The sequence below is a fragment of the Symbiobacterium terraclitae genome (assembly GCF_017874315.1).
In the GTDB taxonomy this organism is placed as follows: Bacteria; Bacillota; Sulfobacillia; order Symbiobacteriales; family Symbiobacteriaceae; genus Symbiobacterium; species Symbiobacterium terraclitae.
The window spans coordinates 1-18,347 of sequence record NZ_JAGGLG010000028.1 but is presented as its reverse complement, the minus strand read 5'-3'; the positions used below and the strand labels follow the sequence as shown (position 1 = coordinate 18,347).

At 68.7% G+C, this 18,347-nt stretch carries 18 protein-coding genes and 2 riboswitches; of the genes, 4 read left to right on the top strand and 14 right to left on the bottom strand.

Annotated features, from left to right (window positions below; all coding sequences use genetic code 11):
- Positions 1-5 precede the first annotated feature (5 nt).
- The 9 genes from grdA to J2Z79_RS14100 form a co-directional block, all read right to left on the bottom strand.
- Positions 6-473, bottom strand: a complete 468-nt coding sequence (gene grdA, locus J2Z79_RS14140) for a glycine/sarcosine/betaine reductase complex selenoprotein A (protein WP_209467540.1) — start codon at positions 471-473, stop codon at positions 6-8.
- A gap of 17 nt (positions 474-490) precedes the next feature.
- Positions 491-1,777 (bottom strand): glycine/sarcosine/betaine reductase component B subunit, encoded by a 1,287-nt coding sequence (locus tag J2Z79_RS14135; RefSeq protein WP_209467539.1) that lies wholly within the window; start codon positions 1,775-1,777, stop codon positions 491-493.
- Between the two features lie 13 nt (positions 1,778-1,790).
- Complete coding sequence (gene trxA, locus J2Z79_RS14130; RefSeq protein ID WP_209467538.1) at positions 1,791-2,111, bottom strand: thioredoxin TrxA; 321 nt, start codon at positions 2,109-2,111, stop codon at positions 1,791-1,793.
- 31 nt (positions 2,112-2,142) lie between these two features.
- Positions 2,143-3,375: a thioredoxin-disulfide reductase gene (trxB, locus tag J2Z79_RS14125; RefSeq protein WP_209467537.1), complete on the bottom strand. Its 1,233-nt coding sequence runs from the start codon at positions 3,373-3,375 to the stop codon at positions 2,143-2,145.
- 63 nt (positions 3,376-3,438) lie between these two features.
- A riboswitch (glycine riboswitch) is annotated at positions 3,439-3,533 on the bottom strand.
- A gap of 8 nt (positions 3,534-3,541) precedes the next feature.
- Positions 3,542-3,647, bottom strand: a riboswitch (glycine riboswitch).
- A 110-nt stretch (positions 3,648-3,757) separates the two neighbouring features.
- Positions 3,758-4,327, bottom strand: a complete 570-nt coding sequence (locus tag J2Z79_RS14120) for a hypothetical protein (RefSeq protein ID WP_209467536.1) — start codon at positions 4,325-4,327, stop codon at positions 3,758-3,760.
- A gap of 176 nt (positions 4,328-4,503) precedes the next feature.
- Positions 4,504-5,718, bottom strand: a complete 1,215-nt coding sequence (locus J2Z79_RS14115) for an argininosuccinate synthase (RefSeq protein WP_209467535.1) — start codon at positions 5,716-5,718, stop codon at positions 4,504-4,506.
- Positions 5,719-5,817: 99 nt separating this feature from the next.
- Positions 5,818-7,767 (bottom strand): heavy metal translocating P-type ATPase, encoded by a 1,950-nt coding sequence (locus J2Z79_RS14110; protein WP_209467534.1) that lies wholly within the window; start codon positions 7,765-7,767, stop codon positions 5,818-5,820.
- Positions 7,768-7,906: 139 nt separating this feature from the next.
- Positions 7,907-8,377: a Fur family transcriptional regulator gene (locus tag J2Z79_RS14105; RefSeq protein ID WP_209467533.1), complete on the bottom strand. Its 471-nt coding sequence runs from the start codon at positions 8,375-8,377 to the stop codon at positions 7,907-7,909.
- A gap of 95 nt (positions 8,378-8,472) precedes the next feature.
- Entirely contained in the window at positions 8,473-9,408 is a 936-nt protein-coding gene (locus J2Z79_RS14100; RefSeq protein ID WP_209467532.1) for an L-lactate dehydrogenase, read from the bottom strand.
- 200 nt (positions 9,409-9,608) lie between these two features.
- Here J2Z79_RS14100 and J2Z79_RS14095 point away from each other — a divergent pair, with 200 nt between their 5' ends.
- Together J2Z79_RS14095 and J2Z79_RS14090 are read left to right on the top strand one after the other, a co-directional pair.
- A complete protein-coding gene (locus J2Z79_RS14095) occupies positions 9,609-10,238 on the top strand; it encodes a hypothetical protein (RefSeq protein WP_209467531.1) in 630 nt (209 codons plus the stop codon).
- Between the two features lie 16 nt (positions 10,239-10,254).
- Positions 10,255-11,754 carry a flotillin family protein gene (locus J2Z79_RS14090; protein WP_209467530.1) on the top strand — a complete coding sequence of 500 codons (1,500 nt, stop codon included), beginning with the start codon at positions 10,255-10,257 and terminating at the stop codon, positions 11,752-11,754.
- A gap of 94 nt (positions 11,755-11,848) precedes the next feature.
- On the opposite strand, the gene J2Z79_RS14085 is transcribed toward J2Z79_RS14090, so the two are convergent.
- The 5 genes from J2Z79_RS14085 to J2Z79_RS14065 form a co-directional block, all read right to left on the bottom strand.
- Entirely contained in the window at positions 11,849-12,805 is a 957-nt protein-coding gene (locus tag J2Z79_RS14085) for an alpha/beta hydrolase (RefSeq protein ID WP_209467529.1), read from the bottom strand.
- A 395-nt stretch (positions 12,806-13,200) separates the two neighbouring features.
- On the bottom strand, positions 13,201-14,415 hold the full coding sequence (locus tag J2Z79_RS14080; RefSeq protein WP_209467528.1) for an acetylornithine transaminase: 1,215 nt from the start codon (positions 14,413-14,415) through the stop codon (positions 13,201-13,203).
- Positions 14,416-14,448: 33 nt separating this feature from the next.
- Positions 14,449-15,318, bottom strand: a complete 870-nt coding sequence (gene argB, locus J2Z79_RS14075) for an acetylglutamate kinase (protein ID WP_209467573.1) — start codon at positions 15,316-15,318, stop codon at positions 14,449-14,451.
- An 84-nt stretch (positions 15,319-15,402) separates the two neighbouring features.
- Positions 15,403-16,419, bottom strand: coding sequence for a hypothetical protein (locus J2Z79_RS14070; protein ID WP_209467527.1), 1,017 nt, complete (start codon positions 16,417-16,419; stop codon positions 15,403-15,405).
- 33 nt (positions 16,420-16,452) lie between these two features.
- The gene (locus tag J2Z79_RS14065; RefSeq protein ID WP_209467526.1) at positions 16,453-16,908 is read right to left on the bottom strand and encodes an NUDIX domain-containing protein; all 456 of its coding nucleotides are present in this window, start codon (positions 16,906-16,908) and stop codon (positions 16,453-16,455) included.
- A 219-nt stretch (positions 16,909-17,127) separates the two neighbouring features.
- On the opposite strand from J2Z79_RS14065, the gene J2Z79_RS14060 reads away from it, so the two are divergent.
- Both J2Z79_RS14060 and J2Z79_RS14055 read left to right on the top strand, forming a co-directional pair.
- Positions 17,128-17,382 (top strand): MoaD-like domain-containing protein, encoded by a 255-nt coding sequence (locus J2Z79_RS14060; protein WP_209467525.1) that lies wholly within the window; start codon positions 17,128-17,130, stop codon positions 17,380-17,382.
- Positions 17,383-17,576: 194 nt separating this feature from the next.
- Complete coding sequence (locus tag J2Z79_RS14055; protein WP_209467524.1) at positions 17,577-18,197, top strand: GGDEF domain-containing protein; 621 nt, start codon at positions 17,577-17,579, stop codon at positions 18,195-18,197.
- The last annotated feature ends 150 nt before the right edge of the window (positions 18,198-18,347 follow it).

Here is an 18,347-nt window from a genome sequence, read left to right as displayed (position 1 = left end):
CCCCTCTACCAGGCGGCGTACTGCTCGCGGATGGACCGGACCTCCTGCACGATCGCGTCCACGTCGAGCACCATCTCCATCAGGGAGACCTGCTCCTCGTAGACCTTCGGATCGACCTGCTCGCGGATCTCGGGCTCGAAGATGTGATACGCCTTGAGTCCCAACTGGACTCCGGCCAGTGGACCGGCCCAGGCGGGGTCGCCGTTGCTGACCGTCTCCGCCGCCAGCCCCGAGGCCTCGGCCTCGGCGCCGCCCAGGATGACCACGAGGTCTTCCTTCGGATACTTCTCAGCAAACTCCTTGACCCGGCGCTGGTTCTCCATGTCCATGGCCCCTGCGCTCGTTCAGACGAAGCACTCGGTGGAGGCGAAGAGCACCTCTGCGCCTGCGCTGCGGATGCAGGCTTCCAGCGCCGGACCCGGAATGCCGTCCCGGTCGCCGAGGATGATCGCCTTCTTCCCCTTCAGCTGCATGGTCTCACTTCCTTTACCTAGATCGTCCGCGCCGAGAGGCGGGAGAAGCCCAGCTCGTTGGTGGCCCCGGTGATCACCTGGATCTCGGCCTCGATGGAGCCGTCGGGCCGCAGCGAACCGTCCCAGCCGCCGGCGATGACGCTTACCTGCTCGGGGTAGCCGATGACCTTCTCCATGGGTGGCAGCACCACCACGGCGTTGGCGTTGCCGGCCGTCACCACGGCGTCGGCCCTGGGCGTCGCGTCTGCCAGGGACTGCGACGCGCCGTCCCGGCCGGCGTACTCGTCGGTGATCAGCACCGTCTTGACGCCCTTCTCCTCGAGCTTGCGGCAGTTCATCATCAGGTCGGTGTCGGGGTTGCCAAACCCCTCCTCGGTGACGATGGCGCCGTCGGCCCCCAGCATCTGCACCAGCTTGGCGGCGTAGCTGGAGGAGCGCTCCTTGTCAGCCAGGGTGACGTTCTCGTTGGTGATCACCACGCCGATGAAGTTCAGGTCCTTGCCGTGTCGGGCGTAGAGGTCCTCGATCACCGGCGAGTTCTGGTGGTGGTACGTGGTGTTCTTGTCGCAGGCGGAGACGCAGTTGCCGCTGACGATGGCCCCGTCGAAGACCTCCGTCGGGGAGATCAACGTCGGCAGGATCCGCTTGGCGTCCACGCCGTAGACGTACGTGTCGTGCAGCAGCCCCTGGGACTGGAGCATGTAGACGTAGACCACCTTCGGCAGGCCCGGGTAGCGGGCGATGGCCTCGGGCAGCGGCAGGTGCTCGTAGGTGACGACCTCGTCGGGCTCCACCGTGCGGCCGGCCTCGCCCAGGTAGGCCGCGGCCTTCAGGCCCGCGATGCGGAGCGCGGCCTCGTGCTCGTGCTGCGTCAGCCCCTCCCTGGGGGTGGCGTGCACGGTCAGGTTGATCAACTGCGAGAACGGCGTGTACGCCGCGCCCGGGCCCGACATGTCGATCAGCCCCTCCTGGAAGCCGACGATCTTGCCGGTGGTCACGACGGCGCAGCCCTTCAGCACGTGCGTGCGGCCCTCCCCCACGGTCTCCACCTTGCTGGTGAAGCCGGGGAAGACCCCGCCGGGGCCGGAGACCTTGACCCGTGGCTCGATGACGTCCTTCACCGGGATGATCCGCACCGACTCGCCCGGTCGGGCGATGTCCAGCTCCACGGCGGTCAGCCGCTCGTCCTGCAGCAGCAGGGCGGTCAGCTCGTCCCGGTTGACGGTGAGGACGCCGCCCTCCACCCGTGTGGCGCTGCCGAAGCGCACATGGCGGATGTGGATGCGGCCCAGTTCCAGCTTCATACTTCCAGCCTCCTCACACCAGCCGTTTCAGCTCCGCTTCGATCGCCTCCGCCGTGCAGGCCTCGGCGCCCGCCAACTCCGCCACCTTCTGGCCGTCGCGGTAGAACTGGAACGTCGGCAGGCCCAGAACCCGCTGGCTGATGGCCAGCCGCCGGTTCTCCAGCACGTTGACCTTGGCGAACTTCACCCGGTCGCCGTAGGCCGCGGCCATCCGCTCCACCTCGGGCAGCAGCTCGCAGCAGGGCTCGCACTTGGGGCTCCACCAGTCCACGACCACCGCCCCCGGGGCCTGGAGCACCTCCTGCTCAAACGTCTCCTTGTTCACCTCCAGCATCCGTCTCTCACCTCCGTCGTCGCAGGTCTTGTCAGGTCCTTGCCGGTATGTGTCCCTCCACCCACTCGGCCAGATGGTTGAAGTCCTCCGTCAGGGTGGCCAGGGGGATACCCTTGTGGAAGAGCATGATGGCAGGCACGTCGCTCACGCCCAGCCGGTTGGCCGTGCGGGCCGACTTGTAGCAGTCGATGCGGGCGAGGCGCATCTGGCCGCCCAGACCGGCGACCACCTGCTCCGCCTGCCGCAGCACCTCGATGGAGAGCGGGACAGCGGGGCTCCAGAAGACGGCCAGCACCGGCTCCTCCGGCTCCAGGAGGTCGCGGTTCACCTGCTCCTCCTCGGCCAGGAACTTCTCAGCGGCGCATGCGGCGATGGCGCCGTCCGCGGCGGCGGTGACGATCTGCCGGAGCCACTTGCGGCGGGCGTCGCCCGCGACGTACACGCCGTCGATGCTGGTGGCCATCGTGTCCGGGTCGGCGATGATGTAGCCCCGGCCGTCCAGCTCGACGCCGGTGCCCTTGAGGAACTCGGTGCGCGGCACGGTGCCCACGAAGATGAACACGCCGTCGCAGGGCAGGACCGTCTGCTCACCGGTGGCCAGGTTCCGGAGCAGCACGCCGGTGACGATCTCGTCGCCCTGGATCTCCTCCACCACGCTCTGCCAGATGACCTTGATCTTGGGGGTGGCGAAGAGCCGCTCCTGGGCGGCCTTGTTGGCGTCCATGGTGCCCTCGGGGTGGATGCAGATCAGCGTGACGCTGCTGGCGAACTTCGTCAGGTAGATGGCCTCCTCCACCGCCGCGTCGCCGTTGCCGACCACGACCACGTCCAGGTCGGTGTAGAAGTCGGCATCGCAGGTGGCGCAGTAGGAGACGCCCTTGCCCCGGAACCGCCCCTCGCCCTTTACGCCCAGCATGCGGGGCTCGGCGCCGGGGGCGAGGATGACCGCCCGGGCCTCGTACTCGTCGCCCTTGCGGGTGCGAATCGTCTTGATGGGCCGGTCGAGCTCCAGCGCGGCGACGTCAGCCCGCACGATGGTGGCGCCCAGCGACTCGGCGTGGGCCCGGAACTGCTGCATCAGCGCGGGCCCCGTGGTGCGGCCGGCCCCGGGGTAGTTCTCCACCTCCTCGGTGGACGCGGCCTGGCCGCCCGTCCGCCCCTTCTCGATCAGCAGGGTCTTCATCCGGGCCCGGGCGCCGTAGATGGCTGCGGTGAGGCCTGCGGGTCCGCCGCCGACGATGACGAGATCGTAGCGATCAGCCATGGTACTCCTCCCCCATCGATGCTGCATTCCCATCCATGTGAAAAAGGGAACGACCAATCAGATGGTCGTTCCCCTGTCTCCCTGACCTGAGAGTTTGGCCCTGCGGGAGGCCTTGCTCCTTCGGTGCCGCACGCAGGCGGCTCTCCAGAGGGGGGGTTGCGCAGCGCGCCCAGCAACGGTCCTGATGCCTGAGAGTTTCACCGGCAACCCGACCCGATGCCGGCTTGCTCCTTCGGCGCTTCCCGGAGGGAAGTCTCTCCCGCCGCTGACCCCGAGCATATATTTACTTCACTTTCAGGTTATACGTTGGAAAATTGTCGGTCAACTGACCCGTTGGCTTCATTGGAATGGCTCGTTTGCGGGCAGGGGGTGATACCAAAGGTCACGTGCCGCGCTCACGCCCGGGGCGCGCGGTGAAGCCCAGGCCGTCGAGCACCAGGAACATCACCCCGGTGAAGAGGAAGAGCCAGCGGAACTGCTTCGGCATGTTGAGCCAGCGGGGGATCAGGCTGAGAAAGCCCAGCGGCACCGAGAAGCGGAAGAGCGATGCGGCCAGCGCTGGCAGGATCGGGTGGCCGGCCAGCCGGAGGGCGATGGCGGCGGTCGGCACCACCAGCGGCGAGAGCCCGGCCAGGATCCAGATGGGATCGAAGGTGTCGAGCAGGCGGCCGGCCCGGATCACCTGCGGGATGACGTGAAGGACGGAGACCATCGAGACGTGGGCCCAGGAGATGACGGCGAAGCCGGCGCCGATGATGAACTGGACGCCCGGCTTCACCTCGGGCTCCAGCATGATCGCCAGCTGCAGGAAGGACCAGGCCAGCAGCGCCGCCACCAGCCCGCCCGCAAAGTAGGGCAGGTGGTAGGGGTAGCGGAGGGTGTGAACCGGTGCAACGTAGGCCGCCAGCGCGCAGAGCGCCGTGAGCACGAGCCTGTAGTAGACGCGGGCCACCGGTCCCCCTCCTCTCTCGGCTGCCGGGTCGTGCCCATCCCTTTCCAGTTCGCCTCCGGACGGCGCTTTCCTGCCCGGACGAGGCAGGGCGCCCTCGGCGGGCTGCCGGGCGGCCTTAGGGGTGGCCTCCGCCTTCAACCCGACGCCGCCCCCGGGAGGGGGCGGCGCCTGCCTGGCTATGCTCCTGCTTCGTGCTTCTTCTGTACAGCGGCGTAGACTTTGGTGGGCAGCCCGAAGATGTCGATGAAGCCCTTGGCCGCCTTGTGGTCAAACTTGTCGGCCTTGTCGTAGGTGGCGAGGTCGTAGGAGTACAGGGTGTAGGGTGAGGTGCGCCCGACGCAGAAGGCCGTGCCCTTGAAGAGCTTCACCCGCACCTTTCCGGTCACCGTCTCCTGCGACTTCTTGATGAAGGCGTCGAGCGCCTCCTTGAGCGGGTGGAACCAGAGGCCGAAGTAGACGAGCTCGGCGTACTTCTGCTCGAGGCCCAGCTTGAAGTGGTGCAGCTCCCGGGGCAGGGTGATGGTCTCCAGCTCCTTGTGGGCCAGGGTGAGCACGGTCGCGGCGGGCATCTCGTAGACCTCGCGCGACTTGATGCCCACCAGCCGGTTCTCCACGTGGTCGATCCGGCCCACGCCGTGCGCGCCGGCGATGGCGTGGAGCTTCTCGATCAGCGTCACCAGGTCCATGGCCTCGCCGTTGAGCGAGACCGGCACGCCCTGCTCGAAGCCGATCTCGACGTACTCCGGCTCGTCAGGGGCCTGTGCGGGGTTGACCGTCCACTCGAAGGCCTCCTCGGGCGCCTCGGCCCACGGGTCCTCCAGCACGCCGGCCTCGCAGGAGCGGCCCCAGAGGTTGACGTCGATGGAGAAGGGGTTCTCCTTGCCCACCGGCACCGGGATGTCGTGCTTCAGGGCGTAGTCGATCTCCTCCTCCCGGCTCCAGCCCCACTCCCGGACCGGCGCCAGCACCTGGATGCTCGGGTTGAGCGCGGCCACCGAGACCTCGAACCGGACCTGGTCGTTGCCCTTGCCGGTGCAGCCGTGGGCGACGAAGTCGGCTCCCTCCTGCTCGGCGATCTCCACCAGCTTCCTGGAGATCAGCGGGCGGGAGAGCGCGGCGGAGAGATAGTACTTGGACTCGTAGCAGGCGTTGGCCTGCAGCGTCGGGAGGATGAAGTCGTAGGCGAACTCCCGCTTGGCGTCGTGGACGTAGCTCTTCACCGCACCGATGGAGAGCGCCTTCTGCCTGATGAACTCCAGGTCCTTGTCGTTGGCACCCAGGTCGAGCGCCAGGGCGACCACGTCAGCGTCGTAATTCTCCTTGATCCAGTGGATCGCAACCGAGGTATCCAGCCCGCCTGAATAGGCCAGCACGCACTTCTTCTTCGCCATGCTTCCGGCGCCTCCTCATCAGTACCCCTGCTCTTGGTGCATGATTATACTTCGTCATGTATAAGTATGCAATAGGGGTGGTGCAGATTGCCGGGAGATTCAGATCCCCCGCGCCTGCTCCACCCCCGGCAGGGGTGTGGGGAGGCTCCGCCGCCGGCCCGAGAGCAGGAGCCGCATGCCGTTGACGGCCACCAGGATCGTCGAGCCCTCGTGGCCCACCACCGCCAGCGGCAGGGTGAGCGCACCCAGGAGGCTCGTCGCCGCCAGGACGATAATCACGGCCGTGGCGAGACCCAGGTTCTGCGCGACCACCTGCCGGGTCCGGCGGCCCAGGCGGAAAGCGTCTGGCAGGCGCGCCAGGTCGTCGGCCATCAGCACCACGTCTGCGCTCTCCAGCGCGGCGTCGTTGCCGGCGCCGCCCATGGCCACGCCCAGCGTCGCCCGGGCGAGGGCCGGCGCGTCGTTGATGCCGTCGCCCACCATGGCCACGGGGCCGTACTGCCGCTCCAGCTCCGCGATGGCCTGCAGCTTGTCGGCCGGCAGCAGCGCGGCGCGGTACTCGTCGACGCCGGCCTGAGCCGCCACGGCCGCGGCCACCCGCTCGTTGTCGCCGGTCAGCATGACCACCCGCTCGATGCCCTGCGCCCGGAGGGCGGCGATTGCGGCGCGGGCCTGGGGGCGGATCTGGTCGGCGACGGAGAGGACGCCCAGCGGCTCGCCGTCCGCCACGACCAGGATCGCCGTCTCCCCCTGCTCCTCCACCTGCTCCGCCTGCCTGAGCAGCCGCCCGTCAGCGGTCTGCTCCACCAGGCGCCTGCTGCCCACCAGCACCCGCCGGCCCTCCACCGTGGCTGCGATCCCCAGGCCCGGCTGCTCCTCCACCTGCTCGGGCTGGGGCAGGGCGCCGCACCTTTGCCGGGCGGCCGCAACGATGGCCCGGGCCAGCGGGTGGCCGGAGCGCAGCTCGGCCGCGGCGGCCAGGCGCAGCAGCTCCGCCTCGGAGACGCCCTCCGCCGGGTGGAGCGCGGTGAGCCGCGGCCGGCCCTCGGTGAGGGTGCCGGTCTTGTCGAAGGCGACGACCCGGATTGCCCCCGCCTGCTCCAGGTGGATGCCGCCCTTGAACAGGATCCCCTGCCGGGCGCCGGCGGCGATGCCGGAGAGCAGCGCGGCGGGCGTGGCGATCACCAGCGCGCAGGGCGACATGACCACGAGCAGCTGCATGGCCAGGTAGAAGCTGTCGGACCATGTCCACCCCGCCAGCAGCGGCGGCAGCGTCCATGCGGCCAGCGCCACGCCCACCACGATCAGCGTGTAGTAGCGGTCGATCCAGTCCACGGCCCGCTGCACTTTGGCCTTCTGCTCCTGCGCCTGCTCCACCAGCCGGATGACCCGGGCGAGGGTCGATTCCGACGCCGGCTTCATCACCCGGACCAGGAGGCTCCCGGTGGTGTTGAGGCTGCCGGCGTAGACCCGGGATCCCGCCTCCTTGGCGACGGGCACCGACTCGCCGGTGATGGCCGCCTGGTCGACCGCCGAGCGGCCGTCCACCACCACGCCGTCCACGCCCAGCCGCTCGCCGGGCCGCACCACCACCAGGTCGCCCGTCTGCACCTGCTCCAGCGGCACCATCCGCTCGGCCCCGTCCTCCTGCCGCACGAGCGCCTGCTCCGGCCGCAGGGTGACCAGCGACTCGATCGCCCGCCGGGTCTTCCCCGATGCGAACTCCTCCAGCGCGTTGGACAGGGCGAAGAGGAAGATCAGCACCGCGCCCTCGCTCCAGCGCCCCAGGGCGGCGGCGCCCATCGCGCCCAGAACCATCAGCATATCGATGTTCAGGCTGCCCCGCCGCAGGGCGGCCAGCCCGTCCTTCAGCCGCAGGTAGCCGCCGGTCGCGTACGCGGTCGCGTAGAGCGCCGCGGACCAGGCGTGCAGGCCCGGTGCCCGGTGCTCCAGGATCCAACCCACAGCCAGAAAGATCCCGCTCAAGGCGGTCGCCGTGACCAGCGGCCGCAGCCCGTCGTCCAGCCAGTCCTTGTTCGCCTGCACCACCGAGCCACCTCCCGGATTAGAACTGTTCTAAACTAGAATCATTCTAACTCAGGCACCCGGGTTTGGCAACAGATAATCCGACATTCCATAGTAAAAAAACCGCCACGGCGCTGTGCCGTGGCGGCTGTCCGCTTTGTGCCTACTGGGCGGTTTCCTTCGGGGCGCAGGCGGGGCAGATGCCGTAGTAGAGCATCTGGGCCCCGATCAACTGGAAGCCGGTCTGCCGGGCCACCGTCTCCTCCATGCCCGTGGAGACGTGCGGCAGGTCGATCACGTTCTTGCAGCGGATGCAGACGACGTTGATGTGTGTATCGACGTCCAGTTCGTAGTGGACGGCGCCGGTCGCATCCGGCCCGAGCTCGTAGAGCAGCCCGCGCTCCTTCAGGACCGCGAGCGTGTTGTAGACCGTGGCCAGGCTGACGCCAGGGTGGTACCGGCGGGCCGCCTCGAAGATCTCCTGCACGGTGGGGTGGATCTCACCCGCCATGCCCGCCAGTGCCTTGCAGATCGCGGTGCGCTGGGAAGTCAGCTTCAAACCCGCAGCGCGCAGCCCCGCCGTGAAGGTATCCTCCTGCTGAACATCGACGATTTCGTCCCTGGCCGGGGTCATGGCTTTCACCTCCGGCAGCGAGAAATATTCTAGATAACAGTATAGCAGATCGAGCCGTTGTGCAATACCCATCTCGCATATTCTGGCAAGCGCGCTCAGAATCCGATCTCGTCCAGGAACTGGCGCAGCTTGGCGGCAGAGGCCTGCAGCTGCCGCTCCTCTTCGGCCGTGAGCGGGATGCGGACCACCTCCTCGACCCCCCGGCGTCCCACCACGGCGGGAACGCCCAGGCAGAGCCCGTCGATGCCGTGGTAGTCCTGCAGGTAGGTGGAGACCGGCAGGATGGACTTCTGGTCCCGCAGGACCGCCTCGCAGATGCGCGCCAGCGCGAGGGCGATGGCGTAGTAGGTCGCCCCCTTGGCGGCGATGATCTGGTAAGCGGCGGTGCGGGTCTCCTCGTAGATCTCGGCCCGCTCCTCGGGCGACAGGTGCCAGCGCGCTCCGGCCTCGGGGCTGTCGATCGGGACCCCGCCCACGCTGGCCGCCGACCAGACGGCGATCTCGCTGTCGCCGTGCTCCCCGATGACCATGCCGTGGACCGACCGCGGGTCGACGCCCAGCCGGCTGGCCATCAGGTACCGCAGGCGCGAACTGTCCAGCAGCGTCCCCGAGCCGATGACCCGGTGCGCAGGCCAGCCGGACAGCTTGAGGGCCACCTGGGTCAGGATGTCCACCGGGTTGGTCGCGATGAGCAGGATGCCGTCCCGGTTGTAGCGGGTGACCTGGGAGATGATCTCGTCGAAGACGGCCACGTTCCGGGACATGAGGTCGATGCGGGTCTCGCCCGGCCGCTGGGCGACCCCGGCGGAGATGACGATCAGGTCGGCGTCGGCGCAGTCGGGGTAGTCGCCCACGCCGATCTTCATCGGGTGGGCGAGCATGAGGCCGTGGTTCAGGTCCAGCACGTCGCCCAGCGCCTTTTCCTTGTTGCTGTCGATCACGACCAGCTCGTTGGTGAGCCCCTTGAGCAGCACCGTGTAGGCGAAGGTGGCCCCCACCTGACCGCAGCCGACCAGCACGATCTTCGACATGGCACTTCCTCCCCCGTGAGTCTGCGCGTCCTCCGTTAGGATGCGCGGCGTTGCCCCGAAACGTGCCATACCGGGCGACGGCCTTTCGGAAGAGGCAAGCGTAAGTGCCAAGAGACTGGCTTGATTCAGAACCAAACCCGACCCCACGTGGGTCTTATAGACGGAGACAGCACCAGCCGTTTCTGAGGAGGTGTGGCCTCGTGACCCCGGTCTTCCTTTATACTTTCTACGTTGGGTTCGGCCTGACGCTGGTCTCCGCGGTCCTCGGGTTCCTGGACCTGGGTGGCGACGCCGGCGACGTCTCCCACGGCGGGGACCTTGCGGCGGCGGGCGACCTCTCTGCCGGCGGCGATCTCTCCGCCGGCGGGGACCTGGTGGCTGCCCACGACGGCGCCGTCGGCAAGGCCACGGCCATCTCGCCGATCAACTTCCAGACCCTCGTCGCAGCGCTGATGGGCTTCGGCGGCGTGGGCTACCTGATCTCCTCGCTGGGTGCGCCGGGCCTGCTGCTCTCCCTGGCCGGAGCCGCGGCCGGGGCCTTCGGCACCGGCTGGCTGATCTACCGCTTCCAGCGCTTCCTGGTGCGGGGCGAGCGCCCCCTCCCGCCCACCAGCTACACGGGCATCGTCGGCAGGCTGACGGTGCCGATCCGGGAGGGCGGTACCGGCGAGATCGTCTACAAGCAGCACAACTCCCGCATGGTCTCGGCGGCCCGCTCGGTGGACGGGCGCCCGATCCCGAAGGGCGAAGAGGTCGTGATCCTTCGCTATGAGCGGGGCGTTGCCTACGTCCAGCCATGGCGTGAGTTCATGAAACAGGAACGACAGTAAGGGGGTTTGAGATCGGATGGGTCCTCTCATCTACGCTGGCCTGACCGTCGTCGGGATCCTGCTCCTCCTGGGCCTGCTGGCCTCGATGTACCGGAAGGTTCCGCCCAACCGGGCACTCATCGTCTACGGCTTCGGCGGTCCGCGCGTCACCAAGGGCGGCGGCCTGGTCGTGTGGCCGCTGATCCAGTCCGCGCAGGAGCTCTCGCTGGAGCTCATGTCGTTCGACGTCGTACCGCAGCAGGACTTCTACACCGTACAGGGCGTCTCCGTCACGGTCGAGGCCGTGGCGCAGATCAAGGTCAAGTCTGACACCGATTCGATCCTCACGGCGGCCGAGCAGTTCCTCTCCAAGTCGACCAAGGAGCAGCACGAGATCCTGAAGCTGGTGATGGAGGGCCACCTGCGGGGCATCATCGGCCAGCTGACGGTCGAGCAGATCGTCAAGGAGCCGGAGATGGTGGCCGACCGCATGCGGGCCAACGTGGCCGACGACATGGCCAAGATGGGCCTCGAGGTCATCTCCTTCACCGTCAAGGAAATCAAGGACAAGAATGATTACATTAACAACATGGGCCGGCCGGATACCGAGCGCATCAAGCGGGCCGCCGAGATCGCCGCGGCCGAAGCGCTGCGCGACACCGAGATCAAGCGGGCCGAGGCCATGCGCGAGGCGGCCATCGCCAAGGCGAAGGCCGAGCAGGAGACCGTCCTGGCCCAGTCCGAGTCGCTGGCCAAGCAGGCCGAGGCGCAGCGCGACCTCAACCTGAAGCGGGCGGCGTTCGAGGCCGAGACCAAGCGCGCCCAGGCCGCGGCCGACAAGGCCTACGACATCGAGGCCAACGTGATGCAGCAGAAGGTCATCGCCGAGCAGGTCCGCGTGCAGCAGGTGGAGCGCCAGGAGCAGGTCAAGGTCCAGGAGGCCGAGATCCTGCGGCGTGAGAAGGAGCTCATCGCCACCGTGCTGAAGCAGGCCGAGATCGAGCGGCAGAAGCAGGAGGCCCTGGCGCAGGCCCAGGCCCGCAAGATGGAGATCGAGGCCGAGGCCCAGGCGAAGGCCATCCGGATGTCCGGTGAGGCCGAGGCCGAGGTCGTGAAGCAGAAGGGCCTTGCCGAGGCCGACGTCATCCTGGCCAAGGGCCGGGCGGAGGCCGAGGCCATGCGCATCAAGGCCGAGGCGTACAAGGAGTACGGCCAGGCCGCCATCCTCGACAAGCTGATGCCCGTGCTGCCCGAGCTGATGCGGGCCGCCGCCGAGCCGCTGTCCCGCATCGACAAGGTCACGATCCTCTCCCAGGGCCAGGGGGCCGAGGTGGGCGTCAACAAGTTCATGGGCGACATCGCCAAGCTGGTGGCCACCGCCCCGACGGTGCTGGAGGGGCTGACCGGCCTCTCGATCCAGGACCTGATGAAGAAGATCCCGGGCCTCGACACCAAGGTGGCCGAGATCACCGCGGAGGTGCCGGAGCCCGAGCCGGTGCCCGTGGCGGCGACGACGGAGGCTGAAGACGAGGCGTAGTCGATTTGTGGCAACTGCATGAACGCTGTGAGGGGACCTGCGAACACGCTCGCAGGTCCCCTCCGATACCGCATGGCCTACCGCCGCGGAGGCGCTATTCACCACCCCAGTGGCGCTCCAGGAAGCCCAGGATCGTCGCGGCATACGCGCCATCGCGCTCGGGGCGCTCGTAGTCGTCGATGATGAGGTGGCGGTCGCCGTCGACCACCCAGGTCTCCACGTGCCCCGGGGCGTTGGCCACCAGCCGCTCGAAGCTGGCGAAGGGCACCTGGCTGTCGCCCGTGGAGTGGATGAGGAGCGCCGGCCGCTCGCCCAGCTTCGCGATCTCCCGGAGAGGCGTGACGCCCGCGGTGGCGAGGCCGGACTTGAGCGCGGTGTAGGCCGCCACGAACGGCCTCTCCGCCTCGGCCAGCCAGGAGGGCGCCCCCTGGAGGCGCATGTTGTCCGCGAACACGTCTGGCCACGACGAGAAGGCCGACATGCTGATCACGCCTGCGATCTCGGGGATCTCGCCCGCCGCGTTGATGGCGGTGGCGCCGCCCATGGAGAGGCCGTAGACGACGATGGGCACGCCGTCGTACGCGCCGCTGGTGCGGATGTGGTCCACGGCCGCCCGGACGTCCAGGTGCTCCCTGTGCCCGAGGGTGATCAGCTGGCCCTCGCTCTCGCCGTGCGCACGCATCTCGACGAGCAGGGAGGCGTACCCGTGCTCCCCCAGCCACCGGGCGTGGCCGAAGAAGGCCGTGACCGACGGGTTCTGGATGCCGGAGAGGAAGATGAGCACGGCCTTGGGGTTTGGCTGCCGCACCTCGTAGGCGGCGATGCGGAGGCCGTCCTGGGTGGTGAGGTCGACCCGCTCGGCCGCGATGCCGAACTCCTCTGCCGCATAGGTCCGCGTGAAGTCCACGTGCCCGTCGATCATCGGGCCCATGATGTACGGGGGTATCGCCGCGAGTCCCACCAGCACCAGTGCGACCAGGATCACCACCGCGATCAGCAGCGCCCGCCGGGCCCTGCTCCTCCTCCTGCGCATGCGCGGCCGTGCGTGCACGTCCCTGCCTCCTCGCTGTTACGGGTTTCACTATTGCGCACACTTTGGTCTTCGATGCTTTGCAGTGGACTCCTTCCAAAGGTTGGCACGAACATGGGGCAGGCAGGGGGATCGGCGAGGTTTGCGGGGGCAGGACCTGCGGGGGGATGGCAGGCATGGGAGCGCCAGGCCCGCAGGAGGGTTGGCAAGGCGTGCGAGCGCCGGATACCCGGATGCATGGCCAAGACGTGGGAGGCGCTGGATCCGCCGGGGGACAGTACCTGCCCCTGCCTCCCCGCCGGCAAGCGCAGGGGGACCTGCGAACTTGCCAGCAGGTCCCCCTGTGATATCTATCAGCGGCCGCCGGCCCGGTATGCGCAACCGGGCCCGTACCATTCTACCCGACCACTGCCCACCTACGCCGCCGCTCCCGCCGCCGCCAGCGCCTGGTCCAGGATCTCCAGGGCCCGGTCGGCGTCCGCCTCGGTGATGATGTAGGGCGGCAGCAGCCGTACCACGGTGCCGGCGGTCACGTTGACCAGCAGCCCGAGTTCGTGGCACTTCGCCAGCACCGGGGCAGCGGGCTGCGCAAGCTCCATCCCGAGCATCAGCCCCATGCCCCGGACGGCCTTCACCAGTCCCGGGTACTTGGCCTGCAGCCGCCTCAGCCCGGCCAGCAGGTACTCGCCCATCGCCCTCGCCCGGGCCGGCAGGTCCTCCGCCAGCATGGTCCTCAGCGTGGCCACCGCGGCTGCGCAGGCCAGCGGGTTGCCGCCGAAGGTGGAGCCGTGGTCGCCCGGGGCGAAACCGGAGGCCGCCTCCGCCGTGGCGCACACGGCGCCGATGGGCACGCCGCCGCCGAGCCCCTTGGCCAGCGTGATCACGTCGGGCCTCACCCCGAAAGCCTGGTAGGCGAAGAGGCTGCCCACCCGGCCCATGCCGCACTGGATCTCGTCGAAGATCAGCAGGGCCCCGTGCTCGTCGCAGACGGCCCGCGCCGCCTGCAGGAACTCCCGGGAGAGCGGCATCACGCCGCCCTCGCCCTGGACGGGCTCCACGATGACCGCCGCGGTCCGGTCCGTCACCGCGGCCTTGAGCGCTGCCACGTCGCCGGCCTCCGCGTAGTCGAAGCCCTCCGGCAGCGGGCCGAACCCCTCCTGGATCGCCGGCTTGGCCGTGGCCGTGACGGTGGCCAGGGTGCGGCCATGGAAGGAGTGGGTGAGCGAGACGATCCGGTTCTTCGCGGTGAACCCGCGGCGCCACTGGTACTTGCGCGCCAGCTTGATCGCACCCTCGTTGGCCTCGGCGCCCGAGTTACACAGGAAGACCCGGTCGAGCCCGCCGTTGTGGGTAAGGAGTTCAGCCAGCTCGGCCATCGGCGCGCTGTAGTACAGGTTGGAGCAGTGGATGAGGGCTGACGCCTGGGCCGTGATCGCCGCAACCACCGCAGGATGGGCGTGGCCCAGCACGTTGACCGCGATGCCCCCGAGGAAGTCCAGGTACTCCTTGCCGTCCGCGTCCCAGCACCGCACGCCCTCGCCCCGCACCAGGGCGATCGGATAGCGCCCGTAGGTGTTCATGAGGTACGCATCGGCCCGGGCCATCAGCGCTGCGCTCTGCGTTCCATTCATGCCCGCCGTTCACTCCTCTCCCATCGGCCTGCGCTACTTGATCACCATCGTGCCCACGCCCTCGTCGGTGAAGATCTCGAGGAGCAGGCTGTGGGGCACCCGGCCGTCGATGATGTGCACCCGGTTGACCCCGCCCTCCAGGGCGGTGATGCAGCACTGCAGCTTGGGGATCATCCCGCCCTCCAGCTTGCCGCGGGCGATCCAGCCCTGCACCTCCTGCGCCGTCACCCGGCTCAGGAGGCTCCCGGGGTCGTCCTTGTCGGCCCGGACGCCCTCCACGTCGGTGAGCAGCACCAGCTTCTCCGCCTTCAGCGCCGCCGCGATGGCACCGGCCACCGTGTCGGCGTTGATGTTGTACGGCTGGCCCCCCGGCCCGAGGCCGATGGGAGCGATCACCGGCACGTACCCGGCCGCGGTCAGGGTCTCCAGCACCGCGGTGTCGACGGCGGCGACGTCGCCGACGAAGCCCAGGTCCACCATCTCGCCGGTCCGGGAGCGGTGCAGGTGCCGGACGGCCCGGATCAGGCCGCCGTCCTGTCCCGACAGGCCCACCGCCTTCACGCCCTGCTCGACCAGGTGGGTGACGATCTCGCGGTTGGTCTTGCCCACCAGCACCATCTGGGCGATGGCCATCGTGGCTGCGTCGGTGACCCTGAGGCCGTCGACGAACCGGGGCTCGATGCCCATCTGCTTCGCCATGCCGGAGACCTCCGGCCCCCCGCCGTGGACCACGATGGGGTGCATCCCCACGTACTTCATCAGGGCGATGTCCTGCATGACGGCGGCCTTCAGGTCCGCCGCGGCCATGGCCGCACCGCCGTATTTGATGACCACCGTCTTGCCCGAGAACTGTCGGATGTACGGCAGCGCCTCGGCCAGCACCGCGGCCTTGTCCAGCGCCATCTGGTTCAACGATCCCGCCTCCCGCGGTATGATTGCATAATAATACTACGGAATGCATGTGTATGCAAGAGGGAGCCGCCGCCCTCACATGGGCTGCGGCTCCCTGCCCTGCAGGCCGTGGCCTGCTTCCTGCGCCTCGTAGCGGGCCCTGTGCTGGCACCGCTCGCAGATGTGTACGCCACCCGTGGCCCGGCTTCCGGGTTCGGGCCGCCCGCAGAGGGCGCAACGGAGGGGACCGTCCTCACCCTGCAGCCCTCCGGCGTGGTCTGCCCGCTCCGCACCGGCCTGACGGGTGAAGAGCGGCTCGCCCGCGAGGGCCTTCTGCAGCTGCACGAGGACATCCACACCCTCGTAGTACCGGGCCAGCTTCAACACGGGATACTCCAGGTCATCCAGCTCCAGCAGGACCCGCCGCCGTCCCCGCGGCTCGACCGAGCGGACGGACGACAGCGGGATCTGGTAAACCGGCCCTCCCTCCCCGAGAAACCATAGGGTGCCATCGCACAGCACCAGGGTCGTACCGGAGAGAACGCGGTCCTGAAGCCAGATGATGACCGGCGCCCCAAGCAGGAACACCGGATGATCAAGCCAGATGGCGAGGAGTGCCAGCGCCACAAGCGACAGCTGGAGAGCCAGGGAACGCTCCCAGGCGGCCGTGCGCAGGAACAGCGGCACGGCCTGCCTTGCCTCCTGTACCGTCCGCGGCACCGAACCGGGAGGGGCCGTCCTGGCCTGCTCCACCGCCCTTTCGACCGCCTCGCGGAACTCCGGGGCGGTGACCAGTGAGAGCCGCCGTACATTGCGGCCGTCTGCCCAGCGAATCTGCCAGCCGGTCCTCAGCCCCTTCACCTCGGCGGTGGCCAGGGGGATCAAGTTCGTCCACAGGCCCCGCACCAGGCGGAGCACCGGCCCGGCCAGAACCGTGCAGCGGCCGTTGTCGCTCAGCAGCCCCGCCACGCCCAGAAACATGATGATGTTGAACGGTTCTACCTCTCTCCCGTCCAGCTCCCACAGTGCGTAGTGCTGCAGGACCATCAGCGCGGCCAGCCCGGCCAGTACCCACTTCGCCCACGGGCGGGCACCGAACACCTGGACCGACACCGCGTGCTCCCTCCTCCGCAACGCCCTCTCCCGCTACTTCTGCGCCGCCCGCTTCGGCACCGGCAGGGGCAGCCGGCTCCGCCGGCGGGGCGTGAAGCCCAGCACCCTGGCCACCTGCGGCAGGTTCCGCCGACCCCAGCCCCCACAGGCTCCCGGGTCGGTCAGGTCAACCCATGCCAGCGCGCCGATGGAGTCGTTGGTCGCCGGGTCTGCACCCACCTTCGGCCGGCCGCTCTTGATGCGGCACCGGAAGAAGTGCCGGACGTAGTCCCGGCCGGGCGGCGCCTCGCGGAGGACCATGGGGCCGACCTCCACCTCCACGGAGCACTCCTCCATCAGCTCTCTCCGCAGGGCCTCTTCCAGGGTCTCGCCCGGCTCCACCGTACCCCCGGGGAAATTCCAGTACCAGGCGTTCTCCTTGGGGTAGTAGTACCGGACCAGCAGCAGGCGCCCGTTCTCCACGATCAGGGCATATGCTTTCTGTCGCATGGTCACGCTTCCCCCCCATCGCCTCCGGTTCTCTATCTTTTCTGCTTCAACGACACCCTTCCTCCCCCGCAAAGCAGCTTAAGGTTAAAAAATACATTCTTCGCACATCGTCGGCCGCGCCGTGCGGCGGAGGAAGGCCGCTTCGCTCCCCTGGCAGGAGCAGGCGACCCGGAGGGAGAACGGGGTGGTGGTATCCGGCACCGGCGGGAGGGGTGGAGCGTGGAGCGCGTGACGCTGGACCTGCGGGGCAGCACGGAGCAGCAGATCCGGAGCTATCTGGAGGCGCTGGGCGGCGTCCCCCGGCCGGACGGGAGCGTGGCCGGCCCGGGCTGGACCGCACGGCTGACGGTGAGCGAGCACCGGGCCTTCCGGATCGTCTGGCCGCGGGTGATCGTCGACTGTGAGGGTGAGCCGGACGCGGTCAGGGCGGTGGAGAAGGGCCTCCGCCTGCGGGCCATGCGGGGCGGCGGATAGCCTGCGGATCGATGGGTCCCGCAGCGAAGCCCCGGGAGCGCACAGGCTCACGGGGCTTTCCGCGTGCCCCCGGGTCAGGCGGGACGGGCGGCCGGTTGCACCAGTGCGCCGAAGATTCCCGCCATTCTGGTCTTGACAGTTCCAAGCAAGCCACTCAATGTATATATAGCGATATATATATGGGGGTATGTGTCGTGATCGATAGCTATCCGGATATCCTTGACCGCCGCCCGTTCCGGGAAGCCCTGAACCGCGCGCTTGAGGCCGAGGCGACGGTCTCCCTGGCCTCGCTGGACCTGGACGGGTTCGGGGAGGTCAACGCCCGGCTGGGCCGGGAGAGCGGCGACCGGCTGATCGAGCTCCTCTGCCGGACGCTCGCTGAGAACGCAAAGGCCCACGGGTGGACGGTGGGCCGCATCGGCGGCGACGAGTTCGCCGTGGTCATGCCGGACACCGGGCTGGAGCGCGCCTTCCTGCTGATGGAGGCGCTGCGCGGCGAGTTTGCCGCCCGGGCGGCTGAGCAGTTCCCGGAACTCTGCCCGACCATCAGCATCGGCGTAGCCAACGCCCCCCGGGACGCCCGGGATCTCAACGGGCTGACCCAGCAGGCGGATCAGGCCCTGTACCAGGCCAAGGAGAACGGGCGCAACGCCGTGGGCCTGCCCTCCCGGGAGGAGATGGTGCTCCGCTCCTGCTACTACACCACCTCTCAGTTGGCCCGCCTGAAGAAGCTGGCAGAACTGCTGAAGAAGAAGGAGTCCGTGCTCATGCGGGAGGCCCTCGACGACCTGCTGCGCAAGTACGACGTACAGTGACGGCCGCAACGCGGAGAAGGGCTGTGAGCCCGGCACTCGCCGGGCTCACAGCCCACAGGCTGTAGACAAAATCCGGGAGACCCCTCGCGGGCGCCCGGATTTTGCGTTACAATGTAAGTGCAAGTATAAATTGCCGGCGGGTGAGTGCGG